Origin of the sequence: Flavobacterium sp. UBA5153 (assembly GCA_002413745.1) — a bacterium.
In the GTDB taxonomy this organism is placed as follows: Bacteria; Bacteroidota; Bacteroidia; order Flavobacteriales; family Flavobacteriaceae; genus Flavobacterium.
Window position 1 is genome coordinate 42973 of sequence record DHXP01000038.1, and the last position, 23408, is coordinate 66380.

Below are 23408 nucleotides of genomic sequence, written 5' to 3' on the forward strand. Positions count from 1 at the left end.
TTTTATTAGCTTCTATTATAATTAAATAAAGCTATTAACCAGCAACTTGAATTAATTAGAAACACAAATTAATGACTCAAAACAATAAATTACAATAGTATTAAAACAAAATAAAAATGAAAAAAAATGCCCTTATTTGTCTAGCTTTTATTCTTTCTTTAAATCTTTTTTCACAAGAGAATGTTTCAGAAATAAAATCACTCTCCGAAGAAAAATGGTATGGAGCCTATACAGCTAAAGCTTTTTGCAACACACCTCTCAAGGATATTTCTTTTCAGCCGTACGGCCCCAACGAAAAGTTAAATGATCTCAGTATTGATAATCGAGGCAATCAGGCAGTGCCACTTTTGATTTCCAACAAAGGGCGTTATGTCTGGAGCGATCAGCCATTTGCCTTTGAATTTAAGGACGGAAATATGACTCTGCATTCCCAATATGAAAAAATCAATGCTGTGTCTTCTGGCAAAACATTGCGAGATGCTTATGTAAGCGCAATGAAATTGCACTTTCCCGCATCAGGAAAAATGCCTAATGAATTAATGTTTAAAATGCCGCAATATAATATGTGGATTGAACTTAATTATAATCAAGATCAGCCAAAGATATTGAAATATGCCAATGATATTTTGACCAATGATTTTCCATCAGGTGTTTTTATGATTGATGATATTTGGTCCAAAGATTATGGAAATTTTGATTTTGACCCAAGCAAGTTTTCAAACCCTAAATTGATGGTTGACGAACTACATCAAAAAGGATTTAAAGTGATGTTATGGCTGACACCGTTTGTTAGCCCAGACGGTAAAGAGTTTGGTCATTTGGCAAAAAATAAAGCAGTAGTGCTAAAAAAAGAAAATTCAAAACCTGCCATAATTAAATGGTGGAACGGGTATAGCGGCTGTTTGGATTTTACAAAACCATTTGCCGTTGATTGGTTAAGATCTAAATTAAAGGCATTACAAAGTACATATGGTATTGACGGTTTTAAATTTGATGCTGTTGATTCTGATTTTTATTCCAAAGGTTCTAAAGTTTTTCCAAATGATGATACAAATACCAACGGCCCAATTCAGGCTGAATTATTTGGAAAATTAGGTGCCGAGTTTGATTTTAATGAATTTCGTGCAGGCTGGAAGAATGGTAATCAGCCGCTTGCACAGCGTTTGCAGGATAAAGGTTATTCTTGGGATGACTTGAAATTGTTAGTTCCCGATATGGTTTCGGCTGGTTTAATCGGACATCCTTTTACTTGTCCTGATATGATTGGAGGAGGTTTATTATCTACTTTTGAAAATATAGATTACTCTAAATTTGATCAGGAATTAATGGTGCGTTCGGCACAAACGCAAGCTTTAATGCCAATGATGCAATTTTCGGTGGCACCTTGGAGAGTTTTGGATGAAAAGCATTTAAAAATCGTTCGAAAAGCAGCAAAATTACATGCTTCAATGGGAGATTATATTGTGACTCTGGCCAAAAAAGCAGCAGTCGATGGGGAACCAATTGTACGTCACTTGGAGTATGTTTTTCCTAATCAAGGATTTATTTCCTGCGATACACAATTTATGCTTGGGGATAAATATCTAGTTTGTCCGATGATCGAAAAAGGATACAAACGAACAGTCAAATTGCCAAAAGGAAATTGGATTGATGATTTAGGGAAGAAACACAAAGGGGGACAAACAATCAGTATAGAGGTGCCTTTGGATCGTTTGCCTTATTTTATTAATACTAAATAAAAATGTACAAACGTAGAGATTTTATTAAAGATACTGTGCTTGCTGGTTTCGGTATTTCACTCTTGCCGGAAATGGTGTTTGCGAAAATGCCGGTTTTCGATTACGAGTCATTGCGGCCGCCATTAGCGAACAGACGTTTTATTAGTAAAGCAGTTGAAAAAGAAATAGTGGAAGTGTCTAAAAAGATAAAGGATAAAGAGCTGGTTTGGCTGTTTAATAATTGTTTTCCCAATACACTTGACACTACAGTATTTGCTTCAATAAAAGATAATAAACCGGATACTTACATTATTACTGGTGATATAGATGCCATGTGGCTGCGTGACTCTTCTGCACAGGTTTGGCCTTACCTGCCTTTAATGAAAAACGACAAAGAACTGGAGACAATGATTGCTGGTGTAATTAACAGACATGCTTACTATGTGTTGATTGATCCCTATGCGAATGCATTTTTTAATGATCAGGAAAGAAAAGGGCATAATGATGAAACGTTGATGAAACCTGGTGTTCATGAAAGAAAATGGGAGGTGGATTCTTTATGTTATGTAATTAGGCTGGCTTATGGATACTGGAAGCAAAGTGCTGATAAATCTTGTTTTGACAGCACTTGGTTAATAGCAATGAAAGAGATTGTGGCCACTTTTAAAAATCAACAGCGTAAAAATAATAATGGGTCTTACAATTTCAAACGTGTGACTAATCGCCCTACAGATACCGCAGCTGGTGGTGGTGCTGGTGCGCCTGTAAATCCCATTGGGTTAATAGCTTCTGTTTTCAGACCTTCAGATGATGGTACTGTTTTTCCTTTTTTAATTCCATCCAATTATTTTGCTGTTGTATCGCTTCGTCAATTAGCTGAAATAGTAGAGAAGGAATTTCAAGATGAGACTTTTTCATTAGAATGTTTGCAACTTGCCAATGAAGTGGAGTCTGCCTTGAAAGAGTATGCTGTGATAAACCATAAAAAGGCGGGTAAAATATTAGCATACGAAATAGATGGATTTGGAAGCAGCTATCTTATTGATGATTCAAATATACCTAGTCTTTTATCCTTGCCATACATAGGGGCAATAAGTGTTGACAATCCGTTATATATGAACACTAGAAAATTTTTACTTACACCTGGTAATCATCCTTATTATGCAAAAGGAAAAGTGGCAGAAGGAATAACAGGTCCTCATGTAGGCAGAGATATGATTTGGCCTATGAGCATTATTATGCGTGGTCTTACTTCAAATGATGATATGGAAATAAAGCAATGTATTGACATGCTCAAGAAGAGTCATGGCGGTACAGGGTTTATGCATGAGGCATTTTATAAGGATGATGCTACCAAATTCACACGGAAATGGTTTGCCTGGGCAAATACCTTATTCGGGGAATTCATTATAAAATTATCTGTAGAAAGACCTCATTTGCTAAGCTGATAATGCTATGAATGGTAAAAAAAATAGCAGATGGCTTTGCTTGAGTATGATTATAAAATTTTAAATAAATTAGTTTACAGCATATTAAATAAAATTTATTATGCATAAATACATAAAATAACCAATGGAAAAGAAAGGGTTTATAAGAACTGGGAATTTTGCACAGCGTATACAAAAACAACTCATTGTTTTATTTGTATGCTGCGTATACAATTTCACTTTTGCACAAGAAAAATTACTAACCACTCCGGGTACATTTGCAATAGGTGTCAATTATTGGTCCTCACACGCAGGAACTCATATGTGGAAGGATTGGAAGCCTGAAATTATAGAACAAGATTTTAAGCAGTTGTCCGAAAACGGGATAAAAGTGTTAAGAGTATTTCCGCTGTGGCCGGATTTTCAACCTATCCATATCGTGTATTCGGGTAGAGGCGAAGTGAAGTATTTTGCTACCAAAGACGAACAACCTTTACCATTAACAGGAATTGGTAGTGACGGAATGAGCGAAGACCAATTGAAACATTTTGAAATTTTTGCAGATTTGGCACAAAAACACAATTTGAAATTGGTAGTTGGACTTGTAACTGGATGGATGAGTGGTCAGCTTTATGTTCCGCCAGCTCTTGAAGGAAAAGATATAATGACAGATCCAGTTTCATTAGTTTGGCAACAAAAATTCGTGACTTCTTTTGTAAAGCGATTAAAAAATAAACCAGCTATTATAGCATGGGATTTTGGAAATGAGTGCAACGAAATGCAAAAATTAGAGAATCACAATCAAGCTTATGTGTGGTCTTCAATCATATCAGGAGCCATTAAAAGCGAGGATAATACAAGGCCTATAGTTTCTGGGATGCACAGTTTACAAGCCGAAAATAATGCTACTTGGAGAATCATAGATCAGGCAGCTACAACTGATATTTTGACCACACATCCGTATTCATTATGGACAAAATATACCAGCCAGGATGGAATTAACACAATGCGAACCATTCTGCATGCCGCTGCAGAAACCAGATTATACGGGGATATCGGTGGTAAACCTGCTTTAACCGAAGAAACAGGGGTTATGGGACCAATGACAGGAGGCGAGAAAGAGAAAGCAGCTTTTGCAAGAACAGCTTTATTCTCTAATTGGGCTCACGACTGTATGGGAACTTTCTGGTGGTGTGCGTACGATCAATTGAGTTTTAAATATCCTCCTTATAATTATGCTTCGGTTGAGGCTGAATTGGGTTTGATTCAAGAGGATAGAAAGCCAAAACCGGTACTAAATGAATTGAAAGCATTCAGTAATTTTATTGATAAATTACCTTTTAAAACATTGCCTGCTCGAAAAACCGAAGCCGTTTGCATTTTGACAGAAGGCCAAGACACTTGGTCTGTTGCCTATTCTAGTTTTGTATTGGCAAAACAAGCTGGTTTCGATTTTAAATTTCAAAAAGCAGATCAGGAATTAATTGACTCACCTTTATATTTATTACCTTCTTTGAAAGGCATTGATCCATTTTATAAAGACTATTGGTTTAAATTATTAGAAAAAGTAAAAAATGGATCAACATTATATATGTCATTGGATGATGCTTATCTGCCTACTTTTAATGAACCACTTGGCGTAGAAGTTTCAGTGAATGAGAAACGCAGAGGTCCAATTGCTTTCAATGCGAACATCAATTCAGAACCCTTAATTTTTACTTCAAAATCAGAACGAAAATTAAGAATTGATCCTAAAAAAACTACCGTTTTAGCAGCTGAAGAAGATGGCAATCCATTGTTTTTGAAAACAAGTTATGGTAAAGGATTTATTTATTTGTTGACTTTCCCATTAGAGAATAATTTAACGACAACAACAGGTGCTTTTGATAAAGGACAACCTAAATATGCAGCTATTTATAAAGAAATAGCCAAACCTCTAATGGAGCAGCGAGTGCTACAGCAGTCAAATCCTTTTATTGGTGTAACAGAACACGAAATTAATGATAAAGAAAAAGTAGTAATCCTAATCAATTATAGTACGGAAGATTTGTCTTCTGATATCACTATAAAACAGGGATGGAAAGTGAAATCTGCATTGTATGGAAATATGCCCAATGACAATACCGTTTCAATTTCGGCAAATGATGCCGTTGTTCTGAAAATTAACAAAATATAATATTATTTAATTATGAAGCAATTTAAGATTACCATTCTTGCCATAGTTCTGTGCTTGGTAAGTGCAGCAGCAAAAGCCCAATCCTTTATCGTTGAAGGTCCTTGGAAAATCAGTTTTGAAGATAAAAAAGAATTTAGCCAGCCAGAATTTAATGATGGCTCTTGGGAAAATTTAACGGATTTGAAATGGAGTGACGATCGCAAGACAACAGCCAACAGAACCTTATGGATTCGCAAAAAAATAATCATACCTTCATCTTTGAAATCCGAATTTGAGAAGACTGGTTTATTGACTTTGAGTATGGGAAAAGTGCTTCAAACTGATGATACTTACCTAAATGGAAAGATGATTGGTTCAACGGGTTCAGGTGATACCTATAGAAATTATTTGGTTGCCAAAGAAGATATTTTATGGGATAAAGAAAATGCCATTTCGCTTAGGGTTAGTCATTGGGGTTCCTTTAATATTTCGAAAATCCCCACATTTATGGCAGCAGCTCCCTCCAACTTTTTTGCCTATAAAAGCACTATTAAAAATGCGGATGTTAAAGGTACAATTCAAAATAAAGAGTTGGAATATCAATTAGAAATTACCAATAAATCTCCAAAAAATATTGATGGAGTTTTGCAGGCAGATTTTTATAATTTTCAAGGTGTAAAAGTTCATAGTGCACAAAAAAACATTCTTCTTGGAGTGGGAGAAAATAAAATTATTTTTCCTTACAAATCAGCATCTCCTTTTTTAAAAATAGTATATACACTTAGCGTTGCTTCATTCCAATATACCAGTCAATGGAATGCAGAATATGGTTATGAAAGCATAATCTATAAGCCAGCTTTACCAGTTGTTCAATACAAAGCTTTACAAAAATATTTACCTGCAGACTTAAATAAAATTGTAATTAATGGTTGGTTGGGAGACAGACTTAAAGCCAATACAGAATTGCGTCTGCACAAAGTAGATGAAGAAGCTATACTGGCGGGTTTTATCAATCGCCCAGGAAATCATTCTTGGATTGGGGAACATATCGGTAAATTTTTAGAAGCCGCTTGCAATGCTTATGACAATAATGCAGACCCGGAATTAAAAAATCAAATTGACCGATCAGCCCAGCAGCTTATTGGCGCTCAATTGGCAGATGGATATCTGGGTACTTATGATATGGATAGTCACTGGACAAGTTGGGATGTGTGGAGTCATCGCTATGATTTAATGGGATTATTGCGCTATTATGAACTTTCTGGATTCAAACCCGCTTTGGTGTCAAGTGAAAAAATTGGAGATCTAATAATGCAGACTTTTGGCACGGAAAAAGGACAGAAAGATATTGTAAAAGCTGGTGGACACGTTGGAATGGCTGCGACTTGCATTTTAGAATCAATGGCAGAGCTTTATCGTTTTTCAGGTAACAAGAAATATCTTGACTATTGTTATGAACTGGTAAAAAGTTTTGATAATCCTGGTGGTCCACGAATAATTACCACTTTGAACTCAGAGGGAAGAGTTGATAAGGTTGCCAATGCCAAAGCCTATGAAATGATGTCAAATTTTTTAGGAATAGTAAAATTATACCGTCTTACAAACGATGATAAATTTTTGAAACCAATCCAAACGGCCTGGAATGATATTGTAGCAAGCCGACTTTACATTACTGGAACCACCAGTTCTTTCGAGCATTTTCAGGACGATCATGTTCTGCCGGGCGGAAATAAAGATAATATGGGGGAAGGATGTGTGACCACTACCTGGGTACAGCTTAATTATCAACTTTTTTGTATTACTGGTCAAATGAAATATTTGGATGAATTGGAGCGCTCTGTTTATAATCATTTAACAGGAGCAGAAAATCCGCAAACTGGCGGTGTGAGTTATTATACTCCATTGGTGGGTAAAAAACCTTTCCGTACAGTAATCACCTGCTGTATGAGTAGTGTACCAAGAGGAATCGCTATGATACCCCTTTTTGTAAATGGAAAAATAAATAATAATCCTGCTTTTTTGTTGTATCAGCCAGGCAAGTATAGTACACTAGTTGCTAAAAATAAAATTTCTTTTACCACAACTGGCGACTATTTAAAGGATGGAAAAGTAACTATAACAGTAGATAGCGGTAGTAAAGTTAGATTTCCCGTTGAATTTCGAAAACCGTATTGGGCAAGTGATTTTAGCATTCAAATAAACGGTCAAAAACAATTAATTGCCAAAACTCAAACCACCTCAATTGAAAGACTTTGGAAGAAAGGCGATAAAATAGAAATCAGTTTTACTATGCCAATTATTGTATTAGATGGAGGTAAAAGTTATCCAAATCAAGTTGCTTTGCAGCGTGGGCCTCAAGTGATGGCTTTTGATCAAAGTCTCAATAATGATCTCGATATAAATAAATTTACTGTAAACACAGTGAATATAGAGTTATTGCCAACTACTTATTCGTTGCCAAATAAATGGGTGGGTACTGAAAAATTCGAGCTTAAAGCTACAGGTGAAAACAGCAACAAAAACATTATACTTGTCCCTTACGCCGATGCGAGTCAAACAGGTGGGGTAATTTCAACTTGGATAAAAAAACAAAATAATTAATTATGAACAATAAAATCATTGTAGTAGGAAGTTCCAATACAGATATGGTATTGAAAACAGAAAGATTTCCAAAACCAGGAGAAACTCTTCTTGGTGGTGATTTTTACATTTTTCAAGGCGGTAAAGGAGCCAATCAGGCGGTTGCCGCTGCTAGGGCAGGAGGAGATGTTACTTTTGTATGTAAATTGGGTAATGATACTTTCGGAAATGATGCAATTGATCATTATCGTAAAGAGAATATTGATGTATTAAGTATTGCCCAAGATGCTAAAGCGTCAACGGGTGTGGCAGTTATTACCGTGAATGGAGAAGGTGAAAATTCTATTATTGTAGCCTCAGGAGCCAATGCTTTATTGAGTGTAGAAGATGTGGAAAAAGCCATTAAAAATACAGGAGAAACCAATTGGTTTATTACACAATTAGAAACACCGGTTGAAGTCATCATTTATTTGGTAAAATATGCCAAAGAAAACAATAAGAATTTGGTTTTAAATCCAGCTCCTGCGACCTCACTACCTGATGAAGTTTATGATGGTTTGTTTTTAATTACTCCAAATGAGACTGAAACCGAATTACTAACTGGAATTAAAGTCATCGATGAACTTACTGCCAAACAAGCAAGCGAAATTTTTAAAGCAAAAGGGGTGCAAAATACCATCATTACCTTAGGCAGTAAAGGAGCATATTTAGCTACTGAGACTTTTAATGGAATTATTGAATCAAGGAGAGTAAAAGCGATAGATACAACTGCTGCTGGCGATGTGTTTAACGGAACACTAATTGTGGCTTTGTCCGAAGGTAAAAACTGGAAAGAGGCGGTTGAATTTGCCTGTAAAGCTGCAGCTATTTCGGTAACAAGAATGGGTGCCCAAACATCAGCTCCAACAAGGAATGAGATTGATCAATAACCAAATAATTGTGTTTTATGAAAAATATATTCTCGCTTTTTATATGTTGTCTGTTTATCTCAACTCTCTCTGCACAGGAAATAAAAACTGGCAACACACAGGTTGCAAATAAAGAAGTTTTTAAAATTTCTGTAGAGGACTATAATGACAAAGTGCATGCAATATGGTCTGGTCAAATTATTGCTACTTTGATGGGGCTGCCTGCGGAGCATACAGTGGCGAGTGTAAAATGGATAGACAAAATCCAACCAAACTTGTTATCACGTCTTCTTGATGATGATTGGTATTATGAAATGATTGCCATAAAAGGTTTTGAAAAGTTTGGTCCCGAAATGACTGTAGCTCAATTGGGTGAAATGTGGAAACAAAATAAATGTGGTTCCTGGGGTTCTAGCGCTGAGGCTAGAAAATTATTAGAAAATGGGGTACAATCTCCGCTGACTGGAAATCCTTTATATAATCGATTTTGGTTTACAATTGGTCCACAATTTAGTGCTGATGTATATGGAGCATTGTCTCCAGGAATGCCCAATCTTGCTGGAAAAATGGCCAGAGAATACGGTCACGTAAATGGGTATGCAGAAGGAGTTGATGGTGCTGTTTTTGTTGCAACTGCAATAAGTTTGGGTTTTATAGAAAAAGACACCAAAACAATCGTGCGAAAAGCCGCTTCAATGATAGACGAAAAATCTCCCTACAGACAATGTTTAAATATGGTTATTGAAATGGCAGACAAAGGAAGTTCTGCCCAAAAGATATTGGAAACAGTAGAACAAAGATGGCATATCGAATATCCAAATACCAACAATGCAGTAGCAAATGGTGGAATCATTGCTACCTGTTTATGGTTTGGAGAAGCTGATTTTTTAAAGACGGTTAATTTGGCATCCAGAAGTCTAGATTTTACCGATTCTGATTGTAATGCTGCTAACGCCATTGGAGTTATTATGGCTATGAAAGGAACTGCTGGTATACCAAAAGGATTGATGGAGCAGTTAGGAGACACAATAAAAGGAGATAAAATGGGCAAAGTAGAGTTTAACCCAGCCATTAACGAAAGTATTTCGGAACTGGGAAAACGGACTGCAAAAATAGGCGAAAAGATTGTTTTGCTAAATGGAGCTTCAAGAACGGGAAATACATTGGTAATTCCAATAAAACCTCTTGCTACCCAACCTGCAGAACTTTTTTCTTTATCTGATTACACAAAGACTTGGAATCCTTCCTGGCAGTTAGTTGGAGCTGGTTTTTTTGGACCAAAAGGGGGAACTTACTTAGATGTCAATGAAAATGTTTTGGTTACGTATCCAAGGGATGAAGTAAGAAGGCTTAACCTTAATCAAACCATAAAATTAAAAGATCAAAAGCAACTAAGTATCAATGTGGCTTCTGATCTAGGAAAACCTTGGGAACTGATTGTTTATATAGATGACGAAAAAAAAAGCACCACAATAATTGAATCAATTTCTGAGAGTGCCAAGTGGCAAGAAATTATTGTAGATCTTACGAAATACCAAGGACAAGAGATAAAAATTCGCCTCTATCAGAATGTATTAATTCAAGGAACAAATAAACTAGGAGGTAGTGCCTACTGGAAAAGTATCACTATTTTATAATCTTTAAACAACAAATTATGTTTGTAATTCATTCTTATTCGACAGCCATATTATTTTGTTTCATCACAATGTTGTGCTGGGGCTCATGGGCTAATACTACCAAACTCAGCTCTGCCAAATGGCGTTTTGAATTGTTCTATTGGGACTATGCTTTGGGGATTTTAATTTTGTCATTAATAATGGCATTTACACTAGGAAGCAATGGTGTGACAGGAATGTCTTTTTTAGAAAATATCGAACAAGCAGACAATAGCAATTTGATCTCTGCATTCATTGGAGGAATTGTTTTTAATCTGGCAAATATTCTGTTGGTTTCAGCCATTTCATTAGCAGGTATGAGTGTTGCTTTTCCAGTAGGAATTGGAATTGCGCTAATATTAGGAGTTTTGGTTAATTATTCTGCCAATCCGCAAGGAAATGTAACCTTATTATTTGGTGGTGTGGCGCTAATTGCAATTGCCATTTTGTTGAATGCGAGGGCATACAAACAGGTATCGAAAGATACTGGTTCTTTTTCTGTAAAAGGTTTAGTTCTCGCTATTGTAGCGGGGGTACTAATGGGCTTTTTCTATAAATATGTTGCTGTAAGTATGGCTACTGATTTTGAAATTGGAGAAGTAGGTAAACTTACGCCCTACACAGCTTTGGTATTGTTTGCTATAGGTATTGTGGCGAGTAATTTTGTTTTTAATGGATTGCTAATGCGTTATCCTTTTGCTGGAGCTCCATTACGTTTTCAAGATTATTGGAGTGGTTCAAAAAGAGATCACTTGGTTGGTATTTTAGGAGGAGTGATTTGGCATTTGGGGATGTCTTTTAATATTATCGCTTCAGGAAAAGCAGGTTCTGCTATCTCTTATGGATTGGGACAAGGAGCTACTATTGTTGCTGCTATTTGGGGAATTTTTATTTGGAAGGAATTTGCCAATGCCACAAAAGCAACATATAGAAATTTATATTTAATGCTACTGTTGTATGTCATTGGAATTATCCTAATCATTTTAGCGAAAAATTAATTGGATTAAATATCATTAAAAGTGAAACGAATGTCAGTTCGTATCAATTAATTTAAAAATAAGATTTAATCAAATACAATGAAAAAAATAGCAATTGTATGTAGTGTTCTTTTGTCCCATTTAATAGTTGCACAAGTTCCTGTTTATAAAAATAAAACGGCTCCAGTTGAAAAAAGAATATCCGATTTGTTAAGTAAAATGACTATTGAAGCAAAATCCTTTAATTAAATCAAAATGACTGTCCGTAACTTGTACCAATAAGTAAAAAAGACTATATTTGGATATACAAACTCCTAAAATCCATCACATGAATTTACGTGCATTTTTCGAAAAATATCCCGACGAATCATCTTCAATCGAAGGTTTTAAAACGCGCCGTTTGGAATTAGGTGTTGTTTGCAAAAAGTGTCAACACACCGAACATTATTTTAGGAAGACCGATTTGAAATTTCAATGTAAAAAATGTGGTAGCCGTGTTAGTTTGCGTTCAGGCACGGTTATGGAAAATTCGAACTTGCCGTTTCAATATTGGATGCTTTGTATAGAATTGATGACTTTATCAAAGAAGAGTTTTTCAGCTTTAGAAATGCAACGTATGTTAGGGCATAAACGGTATGAACCAATTTGGTTTATGATGCACAAAATACGAAGAGTGATGAGTAAACGAGATGAAAAATACCAATTAAAAGGATGCTTAGAATTCGATGAAGGTTTTTTTGAAAGAGTTGACAATAAAGAGGTTGTAAAAGAGAAAGAAGAGTCGGATAGTGGCGAATCTACTCAAAATAAAAGAGGTAGGGGTAGCGAAAGACAGTCCAAAGTTTTGGTAATGGTAGAGTCTGAGCCAAGTTTATCTGCTCCAAAAAAAGGTAAACCGAACAGAAAAGTAGGCTATCTAAAAATGGTGGTCATGGAAGATTTAAAAGCAGCAACTATAAATAAAGAAGTCGAAAAGTCCGTGGATAAATCGGCAAATATCTTAACAGATGGATACACTGGCTATAACAAATTAGTGGAGGTAATTGCTAAACATAGCGTTGCAATAGAACCTAACAAAACAAAATCTGAAAAAATTTTTCCATGGGTCAATCGAACAATTAGCAACGCAAAAAAAGGGCTTTTAGGAATACACCATAACTGCATAAATGATCAATACATGCAAAATTATTTAGATGAATTTTGCTATAAATTCAACAGGAGGTATTTTGGAGACAAACTATCGGAAAGACTCCTAATCGCAGCTCTTGAAACTACTTGGTATTAGTAACGGATAGTCATATAAATCAATATACTTTCGGAATCAATAATAATTCCAGAGTAGGATTAAAAACAGTTTCCTTTTTCCATTTTATTCTTGGAACAACTAATGGCAACTTTATCCAATGGATTACATTTTATTAGTTTTGGCAATGTGCCAAAATGGATTCCAGAAATGCCTAAAGGAGCTAATTCCATTAAAATAAATAATTAAACGAGAACAATAAATTTTAAATTATAATATCTTAACCATGAACAAATTTAATAAAAATGTTATTTATGTATCTTTAGTACTATTTATATTTTTTAATATAAAAGTATCTGCGCAATTGGCTGTTAATACAACTTATAGTGGTATTAAAATAGCAGAAAATGTAAAACTTCGCCAGCTGAGCAATGGAGGTAAAACAATCCACCGCTTTTTTGACACTTCGCCTCTAAGTCCTTCAGGTCGCTACGTGGCATTGTTTAGATTCCCGTATGAAAATGTATCGCCAAAAGCAGGTGATGCAGGACAAGTTGTACTTATAGACTTAAAGATGGGAAAAGAAAAAGTAGTGGCAGAATCCAGAGGATGGGAAATGCAGCTTGGAGCTAATGTACAATGGGGAAAATCTGATAAGGAGTTATTGTATAATGATGTTGACACTCTTAGCTGGAAAGCTTATTGCACTGTTCTTAATCCTTTTTCTGCAAAAAAAAGGAGATTGGGGAGCACTGTTTTTATGGCTTCCAATGATGGTAAAAAAATAGCAAGCTACGATTTGATAAAATCTACATATGCCCAAGTTGGTTATGGAGTTATTATTCCTAAAAAACTCATAAAGCGCAATATTGGTTTTGACCAAATCGATGGAATTGAAGTAACGGATATTGCATCAGGAAAAACCAAACAGCTGGTTACCCTAAAAGATATTTATGAAAAAACTTTGCCTTCGATTCAGTTTGAAAATTCAAAAGATTATGAATTTTACTGTTTTCAAGTAAAATGGAATCCACAAGGAACACGACTTTTGACCACTCTGCAATGGTCTAAAAAAGGAGAGCCAAGAAAACGTACGGTTATTACTATGCGCTCCGACGGCTCAGATATAAGGACGGCCATAAAACCAGAGCAATGGGAAAAAGGAGGACATCATGTTAACTGGACTCCAGATGGGGAACATCTATCTATGAATCTGAATGTTGATGGAAAAGAAGGTCTTGAACTAATAGAAGTAAAATATGACGGCACCGGCTTGAAAACAGTTTTTTCGCCGGGATCAGGACATCCTTCTTATCATCCTAAGGGTTTGCCTTTAATTATAACAGATGCTTATCCAAATGAGTCAATAACTGCCAAGAACGGAATTGTACCTATAAGGCTTTTAAATATGGCAACTGGAAAAGAAGAAAATATTGTTGAAATTTTCGTATCTAAAACAGATGGGGAATTCCGTGTAGATCCTCATCCAGCTTGGGACAAAAGCGGTCGTTATATTATATTTAATGGGTATATTGATAATACACGAAATGTATTTATGGTCGATATCAGCGATTGGCTTGTAAAGCAAGGTTTTTCATTGAAATAGTATTGAAAGCTTTAGAAAATAGTTAATGTTTTTAAATCAACTTATTAATACATATCAAAGTTTTAATCAATATTTTAAAACGTAATGTGTGAATCTACAATTACTGCTTTTTTAGGATAAAAGAATTGCGATGCATAAATCGATGCCAAACGTTGGACTATAAAATTTAATGAAATTAAAATGAAAAAATTAACAATTGTATTTAGTATCCTTTTATCCAATTTAGTTTTTGCCCAAGTTCCTGTTTATAAAAATAAAACAGCTCCGGTTGAAAAAAGAATATCCGATTTGTTAAGTAAAATGACTATTGAAGAAAAAATCCTGCAGTTAAATCAGTATACTTTTGGTATCAATAACAATCCCAATAATATAGGTCCGGAAGTAAAAGGATTACCAGCCGGAATTGGTTCACTAATTTATTTCAGTGCCGATCCCGTTTTAAGAAATACCATCCAAAAGAAAGCTATGGAAGAAACCCGTTTGGGTATTCCTATTCTTTTTGGTTTTGATGTAATTCATGGTTTCAGAACTGTTTATCCTATTTCGATTGCCCAAGCCTGTTCTTGGAATCCAGAATTAGTAAAACTAAATTGTAGTGAAGCGGCGCGCGAATCGGTTTTGTCTGGTGTAGATTGGACTTTTTCACCAATGATTGATGTGGCTCGCGATCCACGCTGGGGAAGGGTTTCGGAGGGATATGGCGAAGACCCTTATGTAAATGCAGTTTTTGGTGTTGCTTCTGTAAAAGGATATCAAGGCAAAAAATTATCAGATCCTTTTTCAATAGCAGCTTGTTTGAAACATTTTGTGGGATATGGAATGAGCGAAGGTGGACGTGATTATCGTTTTAGCGATGTGTCTGCACAGTCATTATGGGAGACATATTTGCCTCCTTATCAAGCTTGTATTGATGCTGGTGCAGCAACTGTGATGAGCGGTTTTAATGATATTAGTGGTGTGCCTGCAACAGCAAATCATTATACTTTAACTGAAATTTTAAAAAAACGTTGGAAATTTAATGGTTTTGTGGTTTCCGATTGGAATGCAGTAAAACAACTGGTTTGGCAAGGCGTTGCAAAAGATGAAAAAGAAGCGGGACAAAAAGCATTTATGGCTGGGGTAGAAATGGATATGAAAGACAATATTTATTTTGAACATTTTGCGGCATTAATTGCCGAAAAGAAAATCCCAATGTCGGCAATTAATGATGCTGTTTCTCGTGTACTAAGAGTGAAATTTAATTTGGGTTTATTCGACAACCCCTATACTGAAATTGTTGAAGAACAATCTCGTTATTTGCAAGCTAGAAGTAAAGAATTAGCTACTAATTTAGCTGAAGAATCGATGGTTCTGTTAAAAAATAAATCCAATACTTTGCCTTTTAATTCTAATGTAAAAAAAATAGCTTTGATTGGACCGATGGCAAAAGACAAGGAAAATATTATCGGGGCTTGGTCATTTAATGGAAAATCAAAAGATGCTGAATCTCTTTTTGAGGGAATTCAAAAGGAGTTTAAAAATGTTACGATCAATTATGCAGTAGGTTGTGATTTTGATGGAACCAATGAATCAGGTTTTGCAGAAGCTGTTGCAAAAGCTAAGGAATCCGATATAATAGTACTTTGTTTAGGAGAAAAGAAAACTTGGAGTGGCGAAAATGCTTCTCGTTCTACAATAGCTTTACCAGAAATTCAAGAAAAATTAGTAGAAGAACTTAAAAAAACAGGCAAACCAATTGTATTGGTATTGTCTAATGGCCGCCCTTTGGAATTAGTACGTTTAGAACCTTTGGTTGATGCCATTGTCGAAATTTGGCAACCAGGAGTTGCAGGCGGAACTCCTTTGGCTGGGATATTGTCCGGTAGAATAAATCCTTCAGCAAAATTAGCGATTACTTTTCCACTTACTACGGGTCAGATTCCAACATATTATAGTATCCGTCAAAGCGCAAGACCTTTTGACAAACAAGGAGATTATCAAGATATTTCAACGGAGCCTCTGTATTGGTTTGGACACGGTTTAAGTTATACCAAATACGATTATAGCCCAATAAAGTTATCGGCAACAAAAATTAATAAAAATCAAAAAATAATGGTCGAAGTTTCCGTCGCGAATACTGGAAAAGTGGATGGAAAAGAAACTGTTTTTTGGTACGTTTCGGATCCTGTTGCTTCTATTTCTCGTCCAATTAAAGAACTGAAGTTTTTCGAGAAAAAAGAAATTAAATCTGGAAAAAAAATAATTTATACTTTTCAAATTGAACCAATGCGCGATTTAAGTTTTACAGACGCAATTGGAAAACGATTATTCGAATCGGGTGATTTTTATTTATATGTCAATGACCAAAAAGTAAAATTTGAAGTAACAGAATAAACATTAATCCTGTTTTTTTGCTATTGAATTAGTAAAATTTTTTGAATTAAAAACTACCTAGAAGCTATATAATTACAAATTTATAAGTCACCTCCCAAATGAACATTTTAAACATTATTCTTGCTATAACTCCTGTAGTTTTATTGATTGTCTTACTTGGATTTCTTAAAGTTTCAGGGGATAAAAGTGCTTTTATAACCCTTATAGTTACAATTTTAATTGCTAGTTTTGGGTTTGATTTTTCACTGAAATCTATTGGTTTTTCGATGATTTATGGCACTTTAAAAGCTATATTCCCCATCATATTGATTATTATTACGGCTATATACAGCTACAATGTCGTGGTTTTTACCAAAAAAATGGAAGTTTTAAAATTTCAATTCTCCAATATTTCTACAGATAAAACGATTCAAGTATTGTTGCTTACTTGGGGATTTGGTGGTTTGCTCGAGGGAATGGCTGGTTTTGGTACAGCTGTTGCCATACCCGCAGCAATTTTAATTGGGCTAGGGTACAAGCCTCTTTTTTCGGCATTGGTCAGTCTACTTTCCAATAGTGTCCCAACTGCATTTGGAGCAGTAGGAGTTCCAGTAAAAGCTATTGCTGTTGAAATTGGCTATGAAAATCTTACCGGTTTAGGCACAGAAGTAGTTTTACAATTAATTCCTTTAATGATAATCATTCCTTTTATCATTGTTACATTAACGGATTCTACTTTAAAATCATTGCCGAAGAACATCTTGCTAAGTCTTGTTGTTGGAGGGGTATCTATTGCCGTTCAATATTTTTCCGTACTCTATATTGGGGTTGAAACCCCTGCAATATTAGGTAGTATTGCCTCAATTATTGTAATCGTGATTTGGGGGAAAATGACTGCAAAAAAAGATGCTAATTCAACTCTCGAAAAGAAAACAAATGCGGCGATAATTAATGCTTGGTCCGTTTACGGATTGATTTTGCTTTTCATAATAGGTACTAGTCCATTGTTTGATTCTTTTCGAACTTTCTTGCAATCGATAAGTGCAACTCCAATAACTTTAACTATAAATGGAATAGACAAAACGGTGAAGATATTTTGGCTAACTGATGGTGGGATTTTAATTTTTCTTGGAACATTTTTAGGAGGACTTCTTCAGGGCGCAACTACAAAAGATTTATTTTCTGTTCTTTGGAAATCAATACTTCAATTAAAAAAAACCTACATTACAGTAATTAGCCTTATCATTTTATCTACAATTATGGATTTTTCAGGAATGATTCCTGTTTTAGGATTGGCATTAGCGGCTGCAACAGGTACTTTTTATCCGCTATTTGCGCCAGCTATAGGTTGTTTGGGAGCTTTTCTGACCGGAAGTGATACCTCATCCAATATTTTATTTGGAAAACTTCAGGCTAATGTGGCGCATCAGATAGGGGCAGAGCCTAGTTGGTTTGCAGCTGCAAATACTGTAGGTGCAACCGGAGGAAAAATCATATCACCTCAAAGTATTGCCATTGCAACATCGGCTTGTGGTCAACAAGGAAAAGAAGGAGAAATTATGAAAAAAGCACTACCTTATGCCTTATTTTATATTTTTGTGGCAGGTTTAATGGTCTATTTCTTTGGAAAATAAAATTACAAAACTTCAAAAAACACATCTGTTATGTTAGCTCCTTCTTACCAAAAGTTAAAAGACATATTATCGGCTTCTATCGACCCAAAACGTATTTTGACCAATCCATTGCAAACTTTGGCGTATGGAACCGATGCCAGTTTTTATAGATTGATTCCAAAAATTGTAATTTTGGCGCACAATGAAGCTGAAGTAATCGAAATTATTAAAGAAGCAAAAAAACTGGATATTGCATTGACATTTCGTGCTGCTGGAACCAGTTTATCCGGTCAGGCGATTAGCGATTCGGTTTTGGTAGTTGCAACGCACGGTTGGAAAAATTTTGAACTTTTGGAAAACAACCAAGAAATAAAATTGGAACCTGGAATTGTCGGTTCGCGTGCCAATACTTTCTTGGCACCACACGGATTGAAAATTGGCCCTGATCCAGCTTCCATCGGAGCTGCTATGATTGGTGGAATTGTTGCCAATAACGCCAGCGGAATGTGTTGCGGAACGGCTCAAAACTCTTATCAAACCATAGCCGATATCCGAATAGTTTTGAGCGACGGAACCATTCTTGACACTGCCGATTCAAACAGTGTGGCAGCTTTCAAAAACAATCAAAAAGTTTTGATTCAAGAAATAGAAAGTCTTAGAGATACCATCAAAAACGATGAAACCTTGTATCATTTCATCAAAAATAAATTTAAAATAAAAAACACCACAGGTTACAGCATCAATGCCTTGGTCGATTATCAAGATCCGATTGAGATCATCAAGCATTTGATGGTGGGGTCTGAAGGAACTTTGGCTTTTATTTCGAATGTGACTTTCAAAACGGTTATCGACGAAAAGCACAAATCCTGTTCCTTGATAATTTTCCACAGCATTCAAGATGCTTGCAATGCGACCATTTTATTGAAATCAGCACCGGTTGCAGCGGTTGAATTATTGGACAGAGAATCGATCCGCTCTGTAGAATTCGATCCTGATGCACCAGAATATTTCAGAACCTTACCCGAATCGGCTTGCGCTTTGTTGGTCGAATGTCGAGACAATGATTTGGACGATATGATGTTAAAACAGCTTAAAATCCGTTTGGAAATTGAATCGATTCCAACTTATGCTGAATATGAATTCACATCCAATCCCAAACAATATTATTTTAATTGGAAAGCCCGAAAAGGATTGTTACCAACGGTTGGAGGGATGCGGAAAAAAGGAACCTCCGTTATCATTGAAGATGTAGCTTTTCCTCTACCTCATCTCGCCGAAGCTTGTGTTGCATTGAAAGATTTGTTCAAAAAATACGAATACCACGATGCCGTTTTATTTGGTCACGCTTTGGAAGGAAATCTACATTTGGTGTTTTCCCAAGACTTTTCAAACCAAAATGAAGTCGATCGTTACGAAAAACTAATGGATGAACTGGCTACTTTGGTAGTGTATTGCTTTAATGGTTCTCTAAAAGCAGAACACGGAACGGGTCGTAATATGGCTCCTTTTGTCGAAAAAGAATGGGGAGCTGCGGCTTACGAAATCATGAAACGTATCAAAAACATTTTTGATCCGAATAACAAAATCAATCCCGATGTTTTAATCAATCCCGATCCCAAATCGCATCTCAAAAATTTGAAACCAATGCCCGAATCCCACGCCATTGTTGACAAATGTATGGAATGTGGCTTTTGTGAACCGCATTGCGTTTCCGAAGGGTTGACATTATCGCCAAGACAAAGAATCGTGATTGCACGAGAAATTAGCCGATTAGAAGAATCCAATGACGACCCGCAACGATTGGCTGACATTCGAAAAGATGTAACCTATCAATTAGACGAAACCTGTGCCACCGATGGACTTTGTGCCTTGGCTTGCCCAGTTTATATCGATACCGGAAAATTTGTAAAAGAATGGCGTGCCGATAATCTAAACGTAGGCGATAAAAAAGTAGCCGCTTATATTGGTTCTCATATGGCTGGAATTACGGCAGTTTTGAGAGTAGGTTTGAAAGTGGTTTCCTTTTTCCATTCTGTTCTTGGAACCAAAATTATGACGGCATTGTCCAATGGATTCCATTTTATCACTTTTGGAAAAGTCCCGAAATGGATTCCCGAAATGCCTAAAGGAGCGAATAAAATAAATACAAAAAATTGATCGCAAATTCGCAAATTTTTAATTTAGAATTGGTTAAAAGTTTAGATATAATTCAAAAAAGTAATTTGCGAATTTGCGGTTAAACTTTAAAAAAAAGTAAAATGAACACAACCTCTGATTTAAAAGTAGTGTATTTCCCTTCCTGCATCAACAGGAGTATGGGCAAAAATAGTTTTCAATCCGAAGACGATCTTCAATTGACGGCATTGACTCATCAATTATTGGTTCGTGCCGGTTTTACCATAATCTATCCCGAAGCAATGGACACGCACTGTTGTGGAATGCCTTTTTCGAGTAAAGGTTTTGCCGAAGCGAATCACGCCCAATCCGAAGCATTGGAAACAGCACTTTTAAAAGTTTCTGAAAACGGAAAACATCCCGTGTTATATGATATGAGTCCGTGTTTTTACCATTCGAAAGAAGAGTTTTCGAAAGCCTTAAAAATTGTCGATCCCATCGAATTTATGTTGGATAACGTGATGCCACATTTGACTGTAAAAAACAAAAAAGATACCGTTGCAGTTTTTCCGGTTTGTTCGGTTAAAAAAATTGGAAAAATGGATCAACTTCTTGCTCTATCTCAACTTTGCGCCAATGAAGTTACTATGATTGACACTAATTGTTGTGGTTTTGCCGGAGACAGAGGCTTCCTGATTCCCAAACTCAACGAACACGGATTGCGAGACTTAAAAGCTCAAATCCCCTCCAATTGCAAAGAAGGTTATTCCACCAGCAGAACTTGCGAAATAGGATTGGAAAATATCAGCGGCATCGATTTTAAATCGATTTTTTATTTGATTGAGGAAGTGACTCGGTAATTGATTTCATTTTGACAATCAGGTTCTAAATAACCTCCCAAAAAAGGGATTAATTAAATAACACTTTTACAAGAATTAATTATCAAAAGTTTATATATGTTACTGGTTATTTATATTTAATTTTTTCTTTTTTGGCAAATTTTTTATTGTTTAAACTTTGATATATATTTTTGAGTGAAAATGTTGTTATTTCAAACAACTATAAACATTTGAAAACAGATAAATTGTATCTAAAGTTTGTTTGCATGTAATAAAATATTTGTATCATTTTACTTGTTTTTGTCTAAATGTAAAAAGTTTTTTGTAATATTGTGCACGGGCACAATATTGATTTTTAAATTTTGACATCTTTTTAATTAATTTTTTATATAAGATTTTTAAAAAGTAGTTTATAGATTTTGAAGTATGATTTACTTTCAAAAATAAATTAACATTAATTATACGCCAAAGTGTTTTATTAAAATTAATTTCTTGAATAAAGATACTGAAACAAAAGTAGGGTTGATGCCAATTAAATTAAATAAAGCAGTGTATAGTAATTTCGAATTAGATTTTAACCAATAAAGAAATTGACCTGTTATTCTATTGTTTGTATGATTGATTTTGGCAAATGAAGGAAAAAAAAATGATGTTGGCGAAGAACAGTTATAAGAACCTAATATATTAATCATTTTACAATTATGAGTTTAGAAAATTTAAAAACCAAATGGGGTCAATTCATTCCGTTAGTAATCGTGTTCTTCTTTTGGGGTTTTGTTGCCGCCAGTAACGACATTTTAATTCCTGTATTTAAAAAAGCCTTTGATTTAACCCAGGGTCAAAGTCAGTTTGTATCTATCGCTTTTTATATTTCATATACTATAGGATCCTTGATATATATGGGAGTTTCTCTCTTAATGAAACAAGATTTAGTCAACAAAATAGGCTATAAAAACGGACTTGCATTAGGTCTTGTAATTTCGGCATTAGGGACTTTATTGTTTTATCCTGCAGCCAATACCGGTTCCTATCCGCTAATGCTTGCAGGATTATTTACTGTTGGTTTAGGATTTTCTTTGCAACAAACAGTTGCCAATCCTTTAGCAATTGCGTTGGGACCTATAAAGACCGGTTCTCAACGTTTGACATTGGCAGGAGGAATCAATAATTTTGGGACAACTATTGGACCACTAATTGTAAGTTTTGCCATTTTTGGAGCTTCCGCAACTGGAAATACAGATATGAGTATAGAGAGCGTTAAGATTCCTTATTTAGTATTGGGACTGGCCTTTTTACTTGTAGCTGTATTATTAAAATTTTCTTCTTTACCTGAACATCCGGATACAATTGTAGAATCTGTAGAAGAGGCTGCTTCTTCTAAAACTTCAGCTTTGCAATATCCTCAATTAGTTATGGGAATGATTGCCATTTTTCTTTATGTTGGAGTTGAGGTTTCTACAGCTAGTAATTTACCAGCGTATATGGAAACTAAATTAGGTTTTGCCATTGGAGATATTGCACCCTATATTTCATTGTATTGGGCAAGTTTAATGATTGGTCGTTGGACTGGTGCCGTAGAAGCTTTTACAGATAATATGAATGCACAAAAAATATTGCGCTTCTTGGCTCCATATTTAGCATTTGGTGTTTTCTTGCTCGTTAATGCGATTGCAAAACACGATTTAACTCCTTTCTACGTATACGGATTTATAATTTTGGTCTTGATTGCTGCTGATATGGCCAGTAAAGGTAATCCTGCTAGAATGTTATTGATTTTTTCATCTTTAGGAATAGTAGCTTTATTTACTGGAATAGGTACATCAGGAATGATAAGTGTCTATGCATTCACTAGTGTTGGATTATTTTGCAGTACGCTTTGGCCCTGTATTTTTACTTTGGCAGTAAGCGGATTAGGAAAACATACCAGTCAAGGCAGTAGTTTCTTGATTATGATGATTATGGGGGGTGGAATTATCAGTTGGACACAAGGATTTGTATCGGATAGTATAGGTATTCAAAGTAGTTATATTGTGGGAGTTGTATGTTTTGCTTATTTGGCATTTTATGCTTGGAAAGTAGCCGGAATTCTAAAAAGTCAAGGGATTGATTTTGATAAAAAAATTAGTGGTAGTCACTAAAATATTACTGATGTTTTAAAAAATTAAACCAACAAAGAGAATCCAGATAAAAAACGTTTTTTTATGATGTTATTTTGTTTGG

The 23408-nt window shown here is 35.3% G+C and carries 16 protein-coding genes; 15 read left to right on the forward strand and 1 reads right to left on the reverse strand.

Going from position 1 to position 23408, the window contains the following annotated elements; genetic code table 11:
* The first annotated feature begins 116 nt into the window (after positions 1-116).
* The 9 genes from B2145_RS07815 (at position 117) to B2145_RS07855 (ending at position 12705) form a co-directional block, all read left to right on the forward strand.
* Positions 117-1739 (forward strand): glycoside hydrolase family 31 protein, encoded by a 1623-nt coding sequence (locus tag B2145_RS07815; RefSeq protein ID WP_291100593.1) that lies wholly within the window; start codon positions 117-119, stop codon positions 1737-1739.
* A 2-nt stretch (positions 1740-1741) separates the two neighbouring features.
* Positions 1742-3166: a glycoside hydrolase family 125 protein gene (locus tag B2145_RS07820; protein WP_291100595.1), complete on the forward strand. Its 1425-nt coding sequence runs from the start codon at positions 1742-1744 to the stop codon at positions 3164-3166.
* Between the two features lie 124 nt (positions 3167-3290).
* Entirely contained in the window at positions 3291-5321 is a 2031-nt protein-coding gene (locus tag B2145_RS07825; RefSeq protein ID WP_291100598.1) for a glycoside hydrolase 5 family protein, read from the forward strand.
* Positions 5322-5333: 12 nt separating this feature from the next.
* A complete protein-coding gene (locus B2145_RS07830) occupies positions 5334-7901 on the forward strand; it encodes a beta-L-arabinofuranosidase domain-containing protein (protein WP_291100601.1) in 2568 nt (855 codons plus the stop codon).
* Positions 7902-7903: 2 nt separating this feature from the next.
* Entirely contained in the window at positions 7904-8809 is a 906-nt protein-coding gene (rbsK, locus tag B2145_RS07835; RefSeq protein ID WP_291100604.1) for a ribokinase, read from the forward strand.
* Between the two features lie 17 nt (positions 8810-8826).
* On the forward strand, positions 8827-10425 hold the full coding sequence (locus B2145_RS07840) for an ADP-ribosylglycohydrolase family protein (RefSeq protein WP_291100607.1): 1599 nt from the start codon (positions 8827-8829) through the stop codon (positions 10423-10425).
* Between the two features lie 17 nt (positions 10426-10442).
* Complete coding sequence (locus B2145_RS07845) at positions 10443-11441, forward strand: GRP family sugar transporter (RefSeq protein ID WP_291100610.1); 999 nt, start codon at positions 10443-10445, stop codon at positions 11439-11441.
* A gap of 78 nt (positions 11442-11519) precedes the next feature.
* A complete protein-coding gene (locus B2145_RS07850; protein ID WP_291100614.1) occupies positions 11520-11669 on the forward strand; it encodes a hypothetical protein in 150 nt (49 codons plus the stop codon).
* Between the two features lie 79 nt (positions 11670-11748).
* Positions 11749-12705, forward strand: coding sequence for an IS1595 family transposase (locus tag B2145_RS07855; RefSeq protein WP_422653560.1), 957 nt, complete (start codon positions 11749-11751; stop codon positions 12703-12705).
* Positions 12706-12764: 59 nt separating this feature from the next.
* On the opposite strand, the gene B2145_RS07860 is transcribed toward B2145_RS07855, so the two are convergent.
* On the reverse strand, positions 12765-12896 hold the full coding sequence (locus tag B2145_RS07860; RefSeq protein WP_291100617.1) for a hypothetical protein: 132 nt from the start codon (positions 12894-12896) through the stop codon (positions 12765-12767).
* A gap of 53 nt (positions 12897-12949) precedes the next feature.
* Between B2145_RS07860 and B2145_RS07865 the strand changes: the two genes are divergently transcribed.
* From B2145_RS07865 to B2145_RS07890, 6 genes are all read left to right on the forward strand, one after another.
* On the forward strand, positions 12950-14269 hold the full coding sequence (locus tag B2145_RS07865) for a hypothetical protein (protein WP_291100619.1): 1320 nt from the start codon (positions 12950-12952) through the stop codon (positions 14267-14269).
* A 180-nt stretch (positions 14270-14449) separates the two neighbouring features.
* Positions 14450-16642, forward strand: coding sequence for a glycoside hydrolase family 3 N-terminal domain-containing protein (locus B2145_RS07870; protein WP_291100621.1), 2193 nt, complete (start codon positions 14450-14452; stop codon positions 16640-16642).
* Between the two features lie 98 nt (positions 16643-16740).
* Entirely contained in the window at positions 16741-18255 is a 1515-nt protein-coding gene (locus tag B2145_RS07875; RefSeq protein WP_291100624.1) for an L-lactate permease, read from the forward strand.
* Positions 18256-18285: 30 nt separating this feature from the next.
* Entirely contained in the window at positions 18286-20391 is a 2106-nt protein-coding gene (locus B2145_RS07880; RefSeq protein ID WP_291100626.1) for an FAD-binding and (Fe-S)-binding domain-containing protein, read from the forward strand.
* 101 nt (positions 20392-20492) lie between these two features.
* Positions 20493-21209 carry a (Fe-S)-binding protein gene (locus B2145_RS07885; RefSeq protein ID WP_291100629.1) on the forward strand — a complete coding sequence of 239 codons (717 nt, stop codon included), beginning with the start codon at positions 20493-20495 and terminating at the stop codon, positions 21207-21209.
* 680 nt (positions 21210-21889) lie between these two features.
* Positions 21890-23326 (forward strand): MFS transporter, encoded by a 1437-nt coding sequence (locus B2145_RS07890; protein WP_291100632.1) that lies wholly within the window; start codon positions 21890-21892, stop codon positions 23324-23326.
* The last annotated feature ends 82 nt before the right edge of the window (positions 23327-23408 follow it).

Coding starts and splice junctions, on each gene's coding strand:
- B2145_RS07830 (WP_291100601.1), top strand. CDS start 5,334: ATGAAGCAATTTAAGATTACCATTCTTGCCATAGTTCTGTGCTTGGTA.
- B2145_RS07890 (WP_291100632.1), top strand. CDS start 21,890: ATGAGTTTAGAAAATTTAAAAACCAAATGGGGTCAATTCATTCCGTTA.
- B2145_RS07825 (WP_291100598.1), top strand. CDS start 3,291: ATGGAAAAGAAAGGGTTTATAAGAACTGGGAATTTTGCACAGCGTATA.
- B2145_RS07820 (WP_291100595.1), top strand. CDS start 1,742: ATGTACAAACGTAGAGATTTTATTAAAGATACTGTGCTTGCTGGTTTC.
- B2145_RS07840 (WP_291100607.1), top strand. CDS start 8,827: ATGAAAAATATATTCTCGCTTTTTATATGTTGTCTGTTTATCTCAACT.
- B2145_RS07885 (WP_291100629.1), top strand. CDS start 20,493: ATGAACACAACCTCTGATTTAAAAGTAGTGTATTTCCCTTCCTGCATC.
- B2145_RS07845 (WP_291100610.1), top strand. CDS start 10,443: ATGTTTGTAATTCATTCTTATTCGACAGCCATATTATTTTGTTTCATC.
- B2145_RS07870 (WP_291100621.1), top strand. CDS start 14,450: ATGAAAAAATTAACAATTGTATTTAGTATCCTTTTATCCAATTTAGTT.
- rbsK (WP_291100604.1), top strand. CDS start 7,904: ATGAACAATAAAATCATTGTAGTAGGAAGTTCCAATACAGATATGGTA.
- B2145_RS07865 (WP_291100619.1), top strand. CDS start 12,950: ATGAACAAATTTAATAAAAATGTTATTTATGTATCTTTAGTACTATTT.
- B2145_RS07815 (WP_291100593.1), top strand. CDS start 117: ATGAAAAAAAATGCCCTTATTTGTCTAGCTTTTATTCTTTCTTTAAAT.
- B2145_RS07860 (WP_291100617.1), bottom strand. CDS start 12,896: ATGGAATTAGCTCCTTTAGGCATTTCTGGAATCCATTTTGGCACATTG.
- B2145_RS07880 (WP_291100626.1), top strand. CDS start 18,286: ATGTTAGCTCCTTCTTACCAAAAGTTAAAAGACATATTATCGGCTTCT.
- B2145_RS07850 (WP_291100614.1), top strand. CDS start 11,520: ATGAAAAAAATAGCAATTGTATGTAGTGTTCTTTTGTCCCATTTAATA.
- B2145_RS07855 (WP_422653560.1), top strand. CDS start 11,749: ATGAATTTACGTGCATTTTTCGAAAAATATCCCGACGAATCATCTTCA.
- B2145_RS07875 (WP_291100624.1), top strand. CDS start 16,741: ATGAACATTTTAAACATTATTCTTGCTATAACTCCTGTAGTTTTATTG.